This is a genomic window from Hamadaea sp. NPDC050747, assembly GCF_040654195.1.
In the GTDB taxonomy this organism is placed as follows: domain Bacteria; phylum Actinomycetota; class Actinomycetes; order Mycobacteriales; family Micromonosporaceae; genus Hamadaea.
On the sequence record NZ_JBFAHM010000001.1, the window covers coordinates 44,061 to 58,748 of the forward strand.

The following is a 14,688-nucleotide window of genomic DNA, read 5'->3' on the forward strand; positions in this document are numbered from 1 at the left end:
TCACGACCGAATCCGCAACGAACCCCTTACCGTCGCAAATCAGACAGTTTGCGCGCGGCACGGCAACATGGAGTGGAGCCCGAGGTGCCGAAGTCGGCAACGACTGTGTACCGTATGACCCACGAGAGATGCCTGACGTCATCGGGGCCCGCCTTCGGGCTGCCCCGACATTCATGTGCGAGGGGGTCGGTCCATGGGACGCGGCCGAGCTAAGGCCAAGCAGACTAAGGTGGCCAGGGAGTTGAAGTACCACTCCCCGAACACCGACCTCGCGGCGTTGCAGCGAGAACTCGGTGGAGCCGCCGCCGCGAAGTCTGATGAGCAGCTCGACGACGAGTACGACGAGTACGACGCCGACGATGATGACTCTGAAGACGCGGACGACGACCCCAACTGGGCGATACGGCGTTCCCGGTAACGCCGTCGAAGATCGCTATCCACCAGGCCCGCGCGACTTGAGCGCGCCTCCTGTGGGGTAGCGATCTTCACGTGCCGCCACAACGGCGTGGGGCTGCCTCAGCGGGATCCGTCGTGGGTGTGGTGCGTTTTGCGCCCAGCGCCTAGCCTGATGCCTCATGAGTGACATTGAGACTCGCGGCGACGAGGAAAACACGCTGGTCACCTTTGACACCGACGGCGACGGCAAGGCCGACGTCTGGGTCAAGGACACCGACGGCGACGGCGTTTCCGACCTGGTGGAACTCGATCACAACCATGACGGTGTGGTCGACGTGACGCTGGTCGACCTCGATCAGGACGGCAAGCCCGACAACGTCTGAACGTCGCCGGTCAGCCGCCGCCCAGCGCGCGGAACGCCGACATCAGCAACAGCACCACCAGCACCGCCGCCAGCGCCCACCAGAGCCAGCGGCGGTGTTTGTGCGTACCGGGCAGGGCCTCGTCGACGCCGAGCTGGGCCAGGCGGTGCCGGGCTTCCAGCACGCTCTGCCGAGCCCCGGCCACGACGGGGTCGGCGCCCGGTGCGCCATGGGCCGCGCGGGCTCGGGCCAGTTCGACGGCGTACCGGCACTGCGCACGCTGCAACGTGCGGACCGCGCGCTCGCCCTTGCCCCCGGCGACCTTCTTGGCGTGATGGCGAGCCCGGGCCCGCAGGTGGGCCTCGGCCAGCGTGCCCACCTCGCCCGGCGTCGCGACGTGCGGATCGCCGAGCTCGCCGAGCTCGGCCAGGTAGAAGCGCGCCTCGCGGGACCGGGCCAGCCAGGCCAGGCTGAGCACCAGCAGCAGCGCCGGGATGCCTTTGATCAGCAGGCCGAGCAGGATGCCGCCGACGCCGCCGCCCACGCCGTCAGCCAGCAGCGGCGAGTTCCAGAGGAAGTGCAGGAACCAGGCCCCGCCGAAGCCCACCGCGACGCCCGCGAGGCGGTTCAGCAGCGACCGCTGGGTGTGCACCAGGAAGTACGCGATCCCGCCGCCGACGAGCGCGGAGAAGATCGTGTGGCTCCACAGGCCGGACAGGAAACCCCGGAGGAAGACGGTGGAGATCACCGGGCCGATCTCGTCGCCCTGCCCGGCGACCGCAACCGCGTTGACCGCGTAGATGATGTCCTCGACGATCTGGAAGCCGAGTCCGACGAGCGCGCCGTAGACCATGCCGTCCAGCACGCTGTTGATCTGCGCGCGGGCGATCAGGACGAGGACGACGACGCCCAGCCCCTTGAGCAGCTCCTCGACGGTCGGCCCGGCGATGGCCGACCCCCAGGCGGCGGCGAACTCGGGCGAGATCAGCTTGGCCAGCAGGTCGTGCACGGCCCGATTGCCGGGGATGGCGACGATCGGGGCGACGGCGGCACCCCAGGCGAACGCGGTCGCCAGCAACAGCCACGGCTCCCGTTCGAGGAAGTCCAGCGAGGCGATGAAGAGCCAGAACGGCACGGCGTACAGCCCGAAGAGGACGATCGCCGTCAGCGTCGCCGTCGGCCATCTCCCGTACGCCGTCTGAAAGATCCCCAGCAGGTGGATCCCGCAGACCACCAGCAGTCCGCTGAGCAGCCAGAAGGCCGGCATCTGAAGCGAGCGTACGGCGCGGGCGGTCCGCGGAGTGGGCCGGACGGATTCGGTCGACATCGGCGGCCTACCTCTGCTGGATCGACGCGATGCTCGCCTCGATCCCCGTCATGAGGTTGGCCAACTCGGATTCGGCGCCGCTGACCGTCACCTCGATCGACCGCCCGCCGCTCAGGAAGACGGCGTACCGGCCGAGACGTCCGGGTGCGGTGTACGACCCCTGTACGCCCGTCAGCCCGCCCGTCGTGGTCATCGGGTCCTCCGCGCCGGTGACCTGGTAGCCGCGCGTACCGGTGATCTTCGCGCGCAACTTCGCCGCCGCGGCCGTCAGGTCGCCGCCGAAGGGCGCGACCACGATGACGTACCGGACCGGGCCGATCAGGAACAGCGCCGTGCCCCGGTCGGCACCCGGACGGGTGTTGGTGAGATCGAGTTCGGCCTGTTCCGGGGGGATCACAACGACACCCCCGCCAACGGCGTACGCCCGCCCGCCGACGGTCGAGGCACCGGCCGGCACCATCCGGTTGATCGCCGGCAGACCCCAGGCCACGAACAGGATGGCGCCCAGCACGGCGATGCTGCTGGCCAGATTGCGCAGCAGCCGGGTCCCCGCGGTCGCCATGATCCGAAGGTAGCTTGGGTGGCCCCCACGTGTCCGACTTATGCGTTCTTTCGGGCGACGCCCCGGCTCGCTTCTCCCGACGGCCTTCGCTCAGCCGGCGATACGCGGATCGACGCCGGCCGCGGCCAGCTCCAGAAGGGCGTAGGTGGACTCGGTGAGGCCGATGATGAGCACGCCTTCCGCGCCGAACTCCTTCACCTGCGCGGCCTGGTCCGGGATCTTCAGATCCTCGGCCTTGCCGCTGGCCGGGACGTCGTAGCCGACGACCTGGATGTCGATCTCGTCGACCCCCGCCTTGACCAGTTCGGCCTTGACGCCCTGCTGAAGCCCCTCGCCGTACGGGTCCTTGCGGTACAGAATGCTGATCTTGCGCAGCCCGTCACGCATGATGACGTCCGCCAACGCCCGGGACTGGAGTTCGTCCGACGGCGCGGCCCGGAAGAAGTAGCCGCCGTCGTCGATCGAGCTCAGCGCGGCCGAGGTCGCCGACGGCGCGAACAGGATGACCTTGCGCGCCGCCGCCTCGGGGATGAGCTTCGTCGCGACACCGGAGCTGGACGGCCCGAAGAACATCTGGGCGCCCTGGGTGATCTGCGCGTCCATCGCGGCCTTGCCCTTGTCGGCGTTGGTGCCGTCGTCGCCGTCCAGGAACTGCACCGGCTTGCCCAGTACGCCGCCCGCCGCGTTGATCTCCTCGATCGCCAGCCGGGCGCCGGCCCGCTTCGGCGGGTTGCTCCCCGAGTTCGTGCCCGTGATCGCGGTCAGTCCGCCGATGATCAGCGGAGCACCGCTCTCCTTCACCGACGTCTTCACCGGCGCGGGTCCGGGATCGGTGGAGGCGGCCGCCTCGGTGCCGGCCCCGACGTATTCCGTCAGCTGCTTGTTGATCTGGCTGTCCCCGCTGAAGTGCAGCGTCCCGTACGACGTGGTGGAGGGCTCACCCTTGTCCTTGAAGCCGGTCTTCACGGTGATGCCGACATACCGCAGGTCGGTGCCCTTGCGGGCCAGCGACAGGCAATCCTCCGGAGTGGAGCAGTCCTTGCCGCCGATCGTCACGCCGTTGATGTAGTTCTTCACCACGGTCGCGTCGGTCGTCCGGGCCAACTGGGTCGCCAGCGCCATGATGACCATCGCGTCGTAGGACTCACCGGCGTACGAATAGTCCTTGAGATTGGGGTCGATCGCCCGCAGGCGCGCCTTGAACTCCTCGGTGATCGGCGTGAGCGGGGTCGTGCCCTTCATGCCGTCGATGAGACCAGGCTGGGCCTTGCCCACCGGCTCGCCGATCGTGTTCTTCATGTTGCCGTCGGCGCCGTAGAACCGGATCGACTGATGACTGTTCGTAGGCGTGTCCTTCTCGCCGCAGGCGGCGACGCTCAGCGCCAGCGCGGCGCACAGAAACAGCCGGATCCCGGGCGTTGGGCGCATGAGGGGTCGCCTTCCTGAACGATCAACTCGTCCCGGAGACTAGCGCGCGACGGGTTCTGTCGGGAAGTGGTCATCAAAGTTGTCCCTGCCCGGTTGCGTTGACATCGCGTCGTACGCTCCCAACCGTGACCGCCGATCCCCACCGCGTCTTCGAAGACGCGGCACTGCTGCTCGACCAGGCCCTGGCGGGCGACCGGGCGGCAGCGGTCGAAACCGTCGGCACCGTCGTCGGCGACCAGGGTATTTCGGGCGCGCTCGGGGTGGCCTGGTGCCTCGCCGGAACGATCACCGGCGATGGCAACCCGTCCGGCCTGTGGTCCCTCGAGTTCCCCGAGATCGACGAGGCGCAGTACGACGCCCGGTGGGTCGCACGGTTCATCAGCGCGTACCTGAACGAGGACGAGCCGACGGCCCAGGCGCTGGTCGGGGCGGCCCAGGAAGACGGCCGGCTGGAGGACTGCCTGCTCACCCTGGCCGGGTCCACCGTGGCCACGCTGCACCATCGCGAGCGCTGAAACGGCGGACGTGTCATCATTTCGGGCATGGCGCAGGTAAACCTGATGACCTCGCTGCCCGAGCACGCGCTGGAGGTCCTGCGCGACCGGGCGCGCCACGACGGCGTACCGCTCGGGGAGTGGCTCGCCCGCGCGATCTACGACAAGGCGACCCGCGACAGCAGCGCCGACCCGGCCCGCAAGGACGCCGCCCGCCGCCGTCGCTTCATCGCCGACACCGAAGCCGAGCGCCTCCGCCACTTCCACCAGGTTGAATCCGCGTGAACCGGGGCGTGGTGTGGGACTACTCGCCCGCCTCCGGACCAGCCGTACGCGTCGTCGTGCTCTCCAACGAAGTCCACAACTCGGTCTCCTGGCCGGTGTGCGCGTACCTGACGAGGCGGGCGACGCCGCTGGTGCCCACGATGGTCCCGCTCGCCGACCCCGACCCGGTCGGCGGTGCGGTCGACCTCGCCACCCTCGGCACCATCAACCCCGACCGGCTCTCCGGCCCGGTGGGCATGCTCACGGGAGCGAGCCTGGCTCGCATCGGCGAAGCGGTCCGGGCCCTCTTCGGGCTGTGAGCGGGCGCAGAAACGCGAAATGACCAGGCCTTCGGCCTGGTCATGCGAGGGAGGTGGCCAGGGGCGGGGTCGAACCGCCGACCTTCCGATTTTCAGTCGGACGCTCGTACCAACTGAGCTACCTGGCCGTTCAACACGAACGCCGCGCAACTACGCGCGGCGTCAGCGCTGGCGGTCCTGACGGGACTTGAACCCGCGACCTCCGCCTTGACAGGGCGGCGAGCACTCCAACTGCTCCACAGGACCTTGCTTCGGGAGACTGTACCAGTCTCCCTTCCGTGCCCCCAACGGGATTCGAACCCGTGCTACCGCCTTGAAAGGGCGGCGTCCTGGGCCGCTAGACGATGAGGGCGGCCGAACCATCATCGCACATTGCGACTCAGGCTGCTTTAGCTCCCATCCGGCCCCGCCGGAGGCTTGCAAAGCATATGCGATGCCCTCCCGGCCCGCCAAATCGACCTCCCGCTACGCGTCGGCCCGGCGTATCGGGATGTTCGTGCAGGTCAAGCGGTACCTGTCGGGAGCGCTCGGAGAACGAACTTGGCCTTCAACGCCGGGAGGATCTGCCGGAGCGCCGCGTTCGTCTGGCTCCGATCCCCGCCGCCGTCGTGCATCAGCACGATCGCGCCCCGCGAAGTGTGGCCTAGAACACGGCTGACGATCTGGGATACGCCCGGATTCTTCCAATCCCACGGGTCGACCGCCCAGCCGAGCGCGACCTTGCCCATCTGCTTGAGGATCTTCACCTCACCAGCCGTCCACTCGCCGCCGGGCTGGCGGAAATAGCGGATGGGTACGCCGGGGACGACCGCGTGGATCGCCGCGTCCGTACGCAGAACGTCGGCCTTGATCTGGGCATCCGTGCGGTGGCCGAGGCGCAGGTCGTGCGACCAGCTGTGGTTGCACAGCGTGTGCCCCTCCGCGACCATTCGGCGTACGAGGGCGGCGTTCGCCTTCACCTGCCGCCCGATCAGGCAGAACGTCGCCTTGACCCCGGCTGCCTTCAATTGGTCGAGGATGCGGGGAGTCCACGTCGGCTGGGGGCCGTCGTCGAAGGTCAACGCAACCGAGGCATCCCCGGTATGCGTCATGACCGAGCCCTTCGGAGGCTTCGACTCGTCGACTTTCCTCGGCGGGGCGGGTGTCGCCGACGGGGACGGTGACGGCGATACCGAGGGGCTGGCCGATGACGAGGGGGGCGCACTCGCTGACACGTTCGTGTCCGGCTTCGGCGTACCCGACAGGCAGCTGCCGAGGGCCGCGACCCCGAGGATCGCGACGAACCCGGCGCTGGCGACGGATCGGCGCGCCCGCGATGAGAGCACGCTGGGGCTTTGCGCCCAGACCCGCAGTCGGCGCAGCTGGCTCAGCACCCACGGTACGAAGGCCGCCCCAGCCCGCGCCAGCACGTGGCCGAGCCTCTTGACCAGGCGCGATAAGCCCGCGCCGGTTCGACCGGCCAGCTCGCGGACACGGGGCACCGGCATGCTTCCTCCCCAGGACGGCTGCCGGCGTACCGGGGGTGGTGTCCCTCACGCGGTTCCCCGCAGACCACCGCGAGGGCCCGGCAGTCACAAGCGCCCAGCCTTCCACGGCCGGGGCGAGATCGCGAGTCCGACTCGCGAGATCGATCAGGGACTTGTGGGATCGATCAGGGAGCCCCGGACACGACACCACCACCCACCCGCCCACACGATTCCATCAAGATCACGACCGCTAGTTCATGATCGCGCGGAAACAGCCGGGGGGAGGGGTCACGGGAGGGGGAGGGCGAGGGAGGTCACGCCGGGCAGCCAAGGCGAGTACTGGGTGGGGTTGGCGGCCATCGCCGTACGCAGGTCGCCGGGGTCGACCCACCGGACGGCGGCGACTTCGGCCGGGTCGGGTCGCAGGGCGAGCCGGTCGGCGTCGACGATGCCGAGCAGCACGTGGTCGTACTCGTGCTCGACGAGCCCGGTGTCGGGGTCGCCGGCCCGGTAGAGGTGGACGCCCACCTCGGTCAGGGTGAGGTCGTCGACGACGCCGAGTTCTTCGGCGAGCCGGGTGAGGGCGGCGTCGACCACCGTGGTGCCGGGCGACGGGTGCCCGCAGCAGGCGTTGGCCCAGCGTAGCGGGAACCGGGTCTTCACCGCGGCCCGCTGTTGCAGCAGGAGCCGGCCGGAGGTGTCCAGGAGGTGCACGGAGAACGCCCGGTGCAGGCGGCCGGGCGCGGTGTGGGCGTCGGCGACGGTCGTCTCGCCGATCGGCTCGCCGGTCTCGGAGACGAGCTCCACCAGCAGCGACTCACGAACGGAAAGGGTCATGCGAGGTCTCCTGTGATCCGGCGGGCGGCGAGCTTGCCCGAGATGAGCACCATCGGTACGCCGACACCCGGCTGGGTGCCGCTGCCCGTGAAGACCACGTTGGACAGCCCGGGATGCAGGTTGCCGGGCCGGAACGGTCCGGTCTGCGCGAACGTGTGGGCGTACGAGAAGGGACTGCCGGCGACGTGCCCGTCGCGCGCCCAGTCGGCCGGGGTGACGACGTGCGAGACCTCCAGGTCCAGGCCGAGGTCGTAGTAGCCGCGTTCCTCGAGGGTCGCCATCAGCTCACCGGCGTACCGGCGGCTCATCGCGGTCGTCCAGGTCACGGGGGCCACGGTGAGGTTCGGCACCGGCGCCAGCACGTAGTAGGTCTGCCGGCCCGGTGGCGCGGCGGTGTCGTCGGTCTTCGTGGGGTTCGTGACCAGCAACGAGGGGTCGGTCATCAGTTCGCCGCGGTCGATGACCTCCGCGAAGGTACGCTCCCAGGCCCGCCCGAAGTGCAGGTTGTGGTGGGCGATCCCGGCGTACTGGGCACGTGCGCCGAGGTGCAGGACGACGCAGCTGGGACTGGGGCGCAGCCGCTCCAGCCGGCTCGGCGCGGGCGTCGGGAGCAGCGAGAACGCGGCGGCCAGATCCGGGTTCAACACCACGGCGTCGGCCGGTATGCGTTCCCCGTCGACGGTGTGCACCGCGACCGCCCGGTCGCCGCGCGTCTCCACTCCGGACACCGTGGTGTCGTAGCGGAAGGTCACCCCGTGCTTGACCGCGACGTCCGCCAGCGCCTGCGGTACGGCGTGCATACCGCCACGCGGGTGATACACCCCGGCCACCGTGTCGAGGTAGGAGATCACCGCGTACAGGGCGAGGGCGTGGTCGGGGGCGAGTCCGGCGTAGAGCGCCTGGAAGGAGAAGATCCGCCGGGTCCGGGGGTCGCTGAAGAACTGTGAGATCTTCGGGCCGAGCCGGCGGAACCCACCGGTCAGGGCGAGCTTGATCAGGTTGGCCGTGAGCAGGTCGCGCGGCCCGTCCAGGTTCCGGTCGATGAAGTCGCGCCGTTCGAGCCTCCACAGTCGCTCGGCCCAGGCCACGAACCGGCGGTAGCCGGCAGCCTCCCGGGCGCCGCACAGCTCGGCGACGGCCTGCTCCATCCGGTCCTGGTCTGCGGTGACGTCCAGGGTGCTGCCGTCCGGATAGTGCGCCCGGTACGCCGGGTCCAGCCGGATCAGGTCGAGCCAGTCCTCCAGGTTCTCCCCGACCGCCGCCATCGGCTCGGCGAGCAGGTCTGGCGCGGTCAGCACGGTCGGCCCGAGGTCGAACCGGTAGCCGTCCAGCTCCAACCGGCCCGCCCGGCCGCCGGGGATCCCGGCTCGTTCGATCACCGTGACGTCGCGGCCGGCCCCGGCCAGATGCAGCGCGCAGGCGAGCCCACCGAGGCCCGCCCCGACGACTATGACCCGATTTGTCTGACCGGAGATGGTTCGCACGTTTCGAATCGTCGCACGCGGCTCCCGGCGAACCCGCACCGGCAGGCCCCGTACCCTTGCGTACTGGTGATTATCCGACAGAGCTGGGAGACGGGTGAACGAGCAGGTCGCGGCGGCGTACCAGCGATGCCGGGAACTGCATCGCCGCCATGGTCGCAGCTATTACCTGGCGACTCGCCTGCTGCCCGCCGCGTCCAGGCGTCACGTGCACGCGCTCTACGGCTTTACGCGTACCGCTGACGACATGGTCGATACGCCTGGGCGGAAGGAACCCGCGCAGGCCCTGGCCCACCTGGGTGATCGCCTCCACGCGGGGCTCGCGGACCCGGCGGCGGTGGCGGACGACCCGATCCTGCCGGCCGTCGTGCGGACCGTGCGTGAGCTGGATCTCGACGTCGCGGACCTGGACCGGTTCCTCGGCAGCATGGCGATGGATCTCACGATCGCCCGCTATGAGACCTACGACGACCTGCTCGTCTACATGGATGGATCGGCCGCGGTGATCGGCACCATGCTGCTGCCGATCTTGGCGCCCGCCGACCGCGCGGCCGCGCGGGAGCCCGCGCGCCAGCTCGGCCTCGCCTTTCAGCTCACCAACTTCATCCGCGACATCGCGGAGGACCTGGGTCGCGGCCGGGTCTACCTCCCGCAGGCGGACCTGCGGAAGTTCGGCGTCCGCGGTGAAGATCTCCAGGCGGCCACCGCGGGCCGCTCGCTGCGTGCGGCCGGGCCCGCCGCGACGTCCATCAGCTCGCTCATCGGGTACGCCATGAGCCGCGCCCGGGTCCACTACGCGGCCGCGCAGCCGGGCGTCGACCTGCTGCCCCCGGCATCGGCCCGTTGTGTGCGGGTGGCGCACCGGGTCTACGGTGCGATCCTGGACGAGGTGGAAGCGCGGGGGCGGGACGTGTTCGCCGAGCGCGTCGTCGTGCCCCCGGCCCGCCGCATCCGGCTGGCGCTCAGCGCGTTACGGGCGTGACCGCACCGCTCGGACGAGCGCCACGAAGTCCTCGATCGTCCGCCGCATGCGTTTGGCCTGCTTCTCCTCGGCGATCCCGCCGTCCTCGGCGAACGCCGTGTCGGCCTGCGCCACCGAGACCATCTCGGGAAACATCCGCGCGCCGAGATGCTCCAGCGGTACGCGCAACGCCCACAAGCCGCGGTTGCCACCCGTCAGCCGGGGCGAAGCACTCATGAGCAGCCCGTGGTGGCCCCAGAACGGCTGAGGCTTCAGCCTGGACACCCAGTCGACGAGATTCTTCAGGGTTCCCGGAACGCTCGCGTTGTACTCCGGGCTCACGAGGACGAACGCGTCCGCCGCCCGCAGCCGGTCGGCGAATCGGCGCGCACCGTCGGGAACTCCCTGACCGTCCTCGGCACTCGCGTCGTATCCCGGCACCTGGAACTCGGCGTACCGGGCGAGATCGACCTCGACCTCCTGATCCCGGAGGACCGAGGCGGCCAGCTCGGCCAGCCGCACGTTGAACGAGCCGGGGCGCAGCGAAGCACCCATCACCAGGATCCGCACCGCCTGATCCTGTCATTCGGCGAGCCCGGATGATTCAGGTGGGACCGAATCAATACCGGGGTTCAGGCGCCCGGCCGAAGCTTGGCTCATGACTCACGCCGAACTCCTTCGTTCCCTGCACGTCCCCGGTCGCCCGCTCGTCCTGGCGAACGCCTGGGACGCCGCCAGCGCCGCCGTCGTCGCGGCGACCGGTGCGCCGGCCGTAGCCACCACCAGCGCCGGGGTCGCCTGGAGCCTCGGCGCGCCCGACGGCGACATGCTGGCCCGCGACCAGGCCGTCGACCTGATCGCCCGCGTCGTCCGGGCGGTCGGCGTACCGGTCTCCGCAGACATCGAGTCCGGCTTCGGCGCGACCGCGGACGAGGTCGCCGAGACGGCACGCGCGGTGATCGCGGCCGGGGCGGCCGGCATCAACATCGAGGACAACTCCCACGGCGGGCCGACCGTGCTGCGTACCGTCGCCGAGCAGGCCGAGCGTCTCGCGGCGATCCGCTCCGCAGCCGCCGATTCAGGGCTGTTCGTCAACGCCCGGATCGACACCTTCCTCGCCGGTGCCGGCGGACTGGACGAGACCGTGGAACGTGCGACGGCGTACGTGGCGGCGGGTGCGGACGGCGTCTTCGTGCCGGGCGTCACGGATCCGGCGACCATCAAGGAACTGGTGGCCGCCATTCCAGCCCCGCTGAACATCCTCGTCGGCCCGGGTTCGCCCACCATCGGCGAACTCGCGGAACTGGGCGTGGCCCGGGCCAGCCTCGGCTCGTCGATCGCGCAAGCGGCGTACGCATTGGTGCGCCGGGCGGCCGAAGAGGCGTACGCCCACGGCACATACGAGACGGTCGCGGACGGCGTCGACTATGGAACGTTGAACGCCCTTCTCCGCCGCTGATCGGCATCCCGGTGAGCGGAAGATCGGCTCGGGCCTGTCGGGCCACAGTGGAGGCCCCGCTGTGATATGACAAACCGGACATCCGCCCAGGATCTACATCTCACCCAGGGAGCCCGAATTGCTCACCGAGCAGTGGCACACCAGCACGCGTAGCAACGACACCAACTGCGTCGAAGTCCGCGCCCGCCGCGGGCAGGTCGAAGTCCGCGACTCCAAGGACCGCGCCGGCGAACTGCTGGTGTTCTCGGCCATCGCGTGGGAGTCCTTCGTCACCGGCGTGAAGGCCGGCGAATTCGACTCCTGAGTACGCCGTCGGCCCCCACCCTCGCCGGGGTGGGGGCCGTCGCATGCGTGGGGCATGTAGGACTCGAACCTACAACCTACGGATTAAAAGTCCGCAGCTCTGCCATTGAGCTAATGCCCCGCCGCGAGAAGGGTACCGGAAACGACCGGGTCAGCGCTTCGCGGAGAGCAAGATCGCTTTATCCGGTGGCGTCCGGTCACCGCATCCATGACAGACATGTCCGTTATGCTGACCGACGTGCATTTGACCTTCATCCGCAAGACCGCACTTTCTAGCGACAACAACTGTCCTTCCCTGTACAAGACCGACCGCGACACCTACCTCGTCCAGGGCTGGCGGGTCACCGACCCGGAAACCCTGCGGCAGCTGGACATTCCGGGTCACGAGACGGTCGTCGAGGTACCCAGCGACGTCCTCGCCGAGATCGCCCGGTCGATCTGAACGCCGTCGCCGACGCGCCGCCCTCGCCGGGGCGGCGCGTTTCGCGTCTTCACCGCTCGGACGGCACCTCCCTCTTGGGCGCTGGATCAGGGACCTGCGTCGAATCTTGAGCCAAGATTCGACCCAGATCCCTGATCCAGCGCTGCCAGGAGAGCACCGCTAGCGGGACAGTGGGGCCAGGGCGCGTACGGCGCTGACGAATTGCGCGCCGGTCAGCGCACCCTCCGGGTTGACGAGCCATTGTGTGGCCACGCCGCCGAGTAGCGCTTGATAGAACGTGCCGAGCGCGAGTGCCTGATCTTCAGTGAGCGTTCCGCCCGCGAAGTCCCCGAAAAGTTCGGCCAAGGCAAGCCGGGCACCGCGGTTGGCCGCCGCGAAGGTCTGCTGCATCTCGGGATCGAGCCGGCCCAGCACTTCGAACTGGACACTCCACAGCGCACGGTGGTCGGCGAACGACTGCAGAACGTTCGTCCAGACCGATTCCAGGCGCTGCGCCGGGGTGGCCGCCGGGTCGGTTTCGACCGCCATCGTGCGGGCCAGATCTTCGCCCCATTCCTCCAGCGCCTGGAGCAGCGCCGTGTTCATCAGCGCTTCCTTGGTCCCGTAGTGGTAGCCGATCGCCGCGAGGCTCACGCCGGCGGCGGTGGCGACGTCCCGCGCGGTCGTGCGCGCGTACCCCTTCTCGTAGAGGCAGCGCTTCGCGCCCTCCAGCAGATCCTCTCGGTTTCCCATGCCCAAGAAGGTAGCACAACCGTCTTGCACATTTGTCTGAGACGGTTGTACAGTAATCGCCGAGCCCCTCAGAACATCCCTCCGGAAGGAAACCGAAATGATCGAGACCGTCGCCGCCGCCACCGCCGCCGTCGTCGCGCTGCCCGTCGTGGGCGCTCTTGGTTATCGAGCGGTACGCCGCTCGGCGACCGCGAAGCAGCTGGCGATCACCACCCCGAACGGCATCGCCGAGGAGCACTACCTGCGCGTCGGCGGCGTGGAGCAGTGGGTGCAGATCCGGGGCGAGGACCGGGCCAACCCGGTGTTGTTCGTCCTGCACGGGGGCCCCGGCTCGCCGTACGCGGTCTTCACGCCGCTGATCCGGTCGTGGGAGAAGCACTTCACCGTGGTCCAGTGGGATCGCCGTGGCGTGGGCAAGACCCGCGCCCGCAGCGGCCCGGCCGACCCGGCCGCCAACACGTTCGCCCAGCTGGCCGACGACGCCGTCGAGGTCATCGACTTCGTCCGCGCACACCTCGACCAGAACAAGGTCGTCCTGCTCGCCGGGTCGATGGGGACGATGCTCGGCCTGCCGCTGGCCCGTCGCCGGCCCGACCTCTTCTCCGCGCTGGTCTGCACCGACCTGTACGCCGACATGTACCGCAACGAGCAGGACGGCTACCGCCAGGCGCTGGAGCGCGTACGCGCGGCCGGCAACACCAAGGCGATCGCGGCGCTGGAGAAGATCGGCGACGACCCGAACCAGTGGGACCTGCGCGCCTGGCAGGTGAAGATGGACGTGACGATGAAGACGGACCCGGTGACCCCGAACGGCGTCGCGAAGCTGCTGTTCCCGCTGGCCATGACGTCACCGCTGTATTCGCTCGCCGGCGTGAAGCACCTGCTGGCCGGGTTCATGGACACGCAGAAGCAGATGCACGACGAGGTGATGCGCTACGACGCGTACGCCGGCGGCACCCGTTTCGAGGTCCCGTTCTTCCTGCTGCAGGGCGCTTCGGACGTGCTGACCCTGACCGAGCCGGCGGTCGAGTTCTTCGAGCGGGTGGAGGCCCCCGTGAAGGCGATGGCCCTGATCGAGGACGCCAGCCACTTCGCCGCATTCACCCAGCCCGACCGGTTCCTGACTCAGCTCCTCAAGCACGTCCGTCCGATGGTGACGGTCAGCTGATCGGACATCGGCCGTTCGGCCACCTCGCGCCTGGCTTCCGCGTGTCGAGTACGCGGAACCGGGCGCGAGGCCGTAGGGTGCGCACCGCTCTGCCACACCCCTCTTAGCTGGGAGCACAAACCGATATGAGTGACGGATACGTCCCTCGCGTCAACGTGATCAGCCGGCTCGGCGCCGGCGTCATCGGTGGCGTGCTCGGCGGCGTGGTGCTCGCCGCCGTCCTCTACTTCCTGGACGAACTCCAGGCGTACGGCCGTCTCGTCGGGCAGGAGTCGACCCAGAACGACTTCGTGGTCGCCCTGTTCGTCTGCGGCTTCGCCGGCGCGGTCTTCGGCATCTTCATCGGCCGGTTCGTCACCGGGCAGCTCATCCCCGCCGCCGGCGTCGGGCTCGTCTTCGGCACCGTCTGGTACCTCGTCCTGCAGCTGATCGTGCTCCAGATCCGCGGCGGATCGCTGCTGGACATGGGCAAGAACGGGCTGATCGTGCTCGGGGCGTACGTCATCTTCGGCGCGGCCACCGCGATCATGTACTCGGAGTTCGGCCCGCGGCGGCAGTACCGCCGGTACCGCCGCCGGACCGGCGACTACGAGCTGGAGTACGTGCCCCGGTTCCGTCGCAGCGGGTCGCGCAGCAGCTCGCGCCGCCGTCGTCGCCGCCGGGACGACGACGACTGAGCGCAGCAG

Annotated in this window: 19 protein-coding genes and 4 tRNA genes; 11 read left to right on the forward strand and 12 right to left on the reverse strand. The window is 69.5% G+C overall.

Translation table 11 applies throughout. From position 1 onward, the window contains the following. Positions 1-193: 193 nt before the first annotated feature. A complete protein-coding gene (locus AB0H43_RS00210; RefSeq protein WP_290855746.1) occupies positions 194-418 on the forward strand; it encodes a DUF3073 domain-containing protein in 225 nt (74 codons plus the stop codon). A gap of 157 nt (positions 419-575) precedes the next feature. Further along, positions 576-779: a hypothetical protein gene (locus tag AB0H43_RS00215; RefSeq protein ID WP_359994122.1), complete on the forward strand. Its 204-nt coding sequence runs from the start codon at positions 576-578 to the stop codon at positions 777-779. A 10-nt stretch (positions 780-789) separates the two neighbouring features. On the opposite strand, the gene AB0H43_RS00220 is transcribed toward AB0H43_RS00215, so the two are convergent. From AB0H43_RS00220 to AB0H43_RS00230, 3 genes are all read right to left on the reverse strand, one after another. Continuing rightward, positions 790-2,025, reverse strand: coding sequence for a PrsW family intramembrane metalloprotease (locus tag AB0H43_RS00220; RefSeq protein WP_359994125.1), 1,236 nt, complete (start codon positions 2,023-2,025; stop codon positions 790-792). 67 nt (positions 2,026-2,092) lie between these two features. Next, positions 2,093-2,647, reverse strand: a complete 555-nt coding sequence (locus AB0H43_RS00225; RefSeq protein ID WP_359994128.1) for a hypothetical protein — start codon at positions 2,645-2,647, stop codon at positions 2,093-2,095. 90 nt (positions 2,648-2,737) lie between these two features. Continuing rightward, the gene (locus AB0H43_RS00230; protein WP_359994130.1) at positions 2,738-4,075 is read right to left on the reverse strand and encodes an ABC transporter substrate-binding protein; all 1,338 of its coding nucleotides are present in this window, start codon (positions 4,073-4,075) and stop codon (positions 2,738-2,740) included. 125 nt (positions 4,076-4,200) lie between these two features. Between AB0H43_RS00230 and AB0H43_RS00235 the strand changes: the two genes are divergently transcribed. From AB0H43_RS00235 to AB0H43_RS00245, 3 genes are read left to right on the forward strand one after another with little or no spacing between them, the layout of a single operon-like run. Beyond that, the gene (locus tag AB0H43_RS00235) at positions 4,201-4,590 is read left to right on the forward strand and encodes a hypothetical protein (RefSeq protein ID WP_359994133.1); all 390 of its coding nucleotides are present in this window, start codon (positions 4,201-4,203) and stop codon (positions 4,588-4,590) included. 27 nt (positions 4,591-4,617) lie between these two features. Beyond that, entirely contained in the window at positions 4,618-4,854 is a 237-nt protein-coding gene (locus AB0H43_RS00240; RefSeq protein WP_359994135.1) for a hypothetical protein, read from the forward strand. Further along, on the forward strand, positions 4,851-5,153 hold the full coding sequence (locus tag AB0H43_RS00245; protein ID WP_359994138.1) for a type II toxin-antitoxin system PemK/MazF family toxin: 303 nt from the start codon (positions 4,851-4,853) through the stop codon (positions 5,151-5,153). The genes AB0H43_RS00240 and AB0H43_RS00245 overlap by 4 nt, the downstream gene beginning before the upstream one ends. Before the next feature lie 54 nt (positions 5,154-5,207). On the opposite strand, the gene AB0H43_RS00250 is transcribed toward AB0H43_RS00245, so the two are convergent. From AB0H43_RS00250 to crtI, 6 genes are all read right to left on the reverse strand, one after another. Then, positions 5,208-5,281 (reverse strand) — tRNA-Phe (locus tag AB0H43_RS00250). Positions 5,282-5,322: 41 nt separating this feature from the next. Continuing rightward, a tRNA-Asp gene (locus AB0H43_RS00255) sits at positions 5,323-5,399 on the reverse strand. 33 nt (positions 5,400-5,432) lie between these two features. After that, a tRNA-Glu gene (locus AB0H43_RS00260) sits at positions 5,433-5,505 on the reverse strand. 151 nt (positions 5,506-5,656) lie between these two features. After that, positions 5,657-6,640: a polysaccharide deacetylase family protein gene (locus AB0H43_RS00265; RefSeq protein WP_359994141.1), complete on the reverse strand. Its 984-nt coding sequence runs from the start codon at positions 6,638-6,640 to the stop codon at positions 5,657-5,659. Positions 6,641-6,907: 267 nt separating this feature from the next. After that, a complete protein-coding gene (gene idi, locus AB0H43_RS00270) occupies positions 6,908-7,456 on the reverse strand; it encodes an isopentenyl-diphosphate Delta-isomerase (RefSeq protein WP_359994144.1) in 549 nt (182 codons plus the stop codon). Then, complete coding sequence (gene crtI, locus AB0H43_RS00275) at positions 7,453-8,940, reverse strand: phytoene desaturase family protein (RefSeq protein WP_359994147.1); 1,488 nt, start codon at positions 8,938-8,940, stop codon at positions 7,453-7,455. Before crtI ends, idi begins: the two co-directional genes overlap by 4 nt. Positions 8,941-9,034: 94 nt before the next feature. Between crtI and AB0H43_RS00280 the strand changes: the two genes are divergently transcribed. Next, complete coding sequence (locus AB0H43_RS00280) at positions 9,035-9,919, forward strand: phytoene/squalene synthase family protein (protein WP_359994149.1); 885 nt, start codon at positions 9,035-9,037, stop codon at positions 9,917-9,919. Here the strand turns inward: AB0H43_RS00280 and AB0H43_RS00285 are convergent. Further along, the gene (locus AB0H43_RS00285; protein ID WP_359994152.1) at positions 9,908-10,468 is read right to left on the reverse strand and encodes an NAD(P)H-dependent oxidoreductase; all 561 of its coding nucleotides are present in this window, start codon (positions 10,466-10,468) and stop codon (positions 9,908-9,910) included. The genes AB0H43_RS00280 and AB0H43_RS00285 overlap by 12 nt on opposite strands. An 88-nt stretch (positions 10,469-10,556) precedes the next feature. Between AB0H43_RS00285 and AB0H43_RS00290 the strand changes: the two genes are divergently transcribed. Together AB0H43_RS00290 and AB0H43_RS00295 are read left to right on the forward strand one after the other, a co-directional pair. Next, positions 10,557-11,357 (forward strand): isocitrate lyase/phosphoenolpyruvate mutase family protein, encoded by an 801-nt coding sequence (locus AB0H43_RS00290; protein WP_359994154.1) that lies wholly within the window; start codon positions 10,557-10,559, stop codon positions 11,355-11,357. Positions 11,358-11,475: 118 nt separating this feature from the next. Further along, positions 11,476-11,661, forward strand: coding sequence for a DUF397 domain-containing protein (locus tag AB0H43_RS00295; protein WP_359994157.1), 186 nt, complete (start codon positions 11,476-11,478; stop codon positions 11,659-11,661). A gap of 48 nt (positions 11,662-11,709) precedes the next feature. Here AB0H43_RS00295 and AB0H43_RS00300 read toward each other — a convergent pair. After that, positions 11,710-11,781, reverse strand: a tRNA-Lys gene (locus tag AB0H43_RS00300). A 117-nt stretch (positions 11,782-11,898) separates the two neighbouring features. On the opposite strand from AB0H43_RS00300, the gene AB0H43_RS00305 reads away from it, so the two are divergent. Further along, positions 11,899-12,102, forward strand: a complete 204-nt coding sequence (locus AB0H43_RS00305) for a hypothetical protein (RefSeq protein WP_359994159.1) — start codon at positions 11,899-11,901, stop codon at positions 12,100-12,102. 159 nt (positions 12,103-12,261) lie between these two features. Here AB0H43_RS00305 and AB0H43_RS00310 read toward each other — a convergent pair whose 3' ends face one another. Next, positions 12,262-12,834, reverse strand: coding sequence for a TetR/AcrR family transcriptional regulator (locus AB0H43_RS00310; RefSeq protein ID WP_359994161.1), 573 nt, complete (start codon positions 12,832-12,834; stop codon positions 12,262-12,264). A gap of 97 nt (positions 12,835-12,931) precedes the next feature. Between AB0H43_RS00310 and AB0H43_RS00315 the strand changes: the two genes are divergently transcribed. Together AB0H43_RS00315 and AB0H43_RS00320 are read left to right on the forward strand one after the other, a co-directional pair. Continuing rightward, on the forward strand, positions 12,932-14,002 hold the full coding sequence (locus AB0H43_RS00315) for an alpha/beta hydrolase (protein ID WP_359994164.1): 1,071 nt from the start codon (positions 12,932-12,934) through the stop codon (positions 14,000-14,002). A 125-nt stretch (positions 14,003-14,127) separates the two neighbouring features. Next, positions 14,128-14,679, forward strand: coding sequence for a hypothetical protein (locus AB0H43_RS00320; RefSeq protein ID WP_359994167.1), 552 nt, complete (start codon positions 14,128-14,130; stop codon positions 14,677-14,679). The last annotated feature ends 9 nt before the right edge of the window (positions 14,680-14,688 follow it).

What these genes read in the sequence shown, in the direction of transcription:
- AB0H43_RS00290 (WP_359994154.1), top strand. Translation starts at nt 10,557, where the DNA reads ATGACTCACGCCGAACTCCTTCGTTCCCTGCACGTCCCCGGTCGCCCG.
- AB0H43_RS00265 (WP_359994141.1), bottom strand. Translation starts at nt 6,640, where the DNA reads ATGCCGGTGCCCCGTGTCCGCGAGCTGGCCGGTCGAACCGGCGCGGGC.
- AB0H43_RS00220 (WP_359994125.1), bottom strand. Translation starts at nt 2,025, where the DNA reads ATGCCGGCCTTCTGGCTGCTCAGCGGACTGCTGGTGGTCTGCGGGATC.
- AB0H43_RS00310 (WP_359994161.1), bottom strand. Translation starts at nt 12,834, where the DNA reads ATGGGAAACCGAGAGGATCTGCTGGAGGGCGCGAAGCGCTGCCTCTAC.
- AB0H43_RS00240 (WP_359994135.1), top strand. Translation starts at nt 4,618, where the DNA reads ATGGCGCAGGTAAACCTGATGACCTCGCTGCCCGAGCACGCGCTGGAG.
- AB0H43_RS00210 (WP_290855746.1), top strand. Translation starts at nt 194, where the DNA reads ATGGGACGCGGCCGAGCTAAGGCCAAGCAGACTAAGGTGGCCAGGGAG.
- AB0H43_RS00225 (WP_359994128.1), bottom strand. Translation starts at nt 2,647, where the DNA reads ATGGCGACCGCGGGGACCCGGCTGCTGCGCAATCTGGCCAGCAGCATC.
- AB0H43_RS00320 (WP_359994167.1), top strand. Translation starts at nt 14,128, where the DNA reads ATGAGTGACGGATACGTCCCTCGCGTCAACGTGATCAGCCGGCTCGGC.
- AB0H43_RS00230 (WP_359994130.1), bottom strand. Translation starts at nt 4,075, where the DNA reads ATGCGCCCAACGCCCGGGATCCGGCTGTTTCTGTGCGCCGCGCTGGCG.
- AB0H43_RS00215 (WP_359994122.1), top strand. Translation starts at nt 576, where the DNA reads ATGAGTGACATTGAGACTCGCGGCGACGAGGAAAACACGCTGGTCACC.
- AB0H43_RS00315 (WP_359994164.1), top strand. Translation starts at nt 12,932, where the DNA reads ATGATCGAGACCGTCGCCGCCGCCACCGCCGCCGTCGTCGCGCTGCCC.
- idi (WP_359994144.1), bottom strand. Translation starts at nt 7,456, where the DNA reads ATGACCCTTTCCGTTCGTGAGTCGCTGCTGGTGGAGCTCGTCTCCGAG.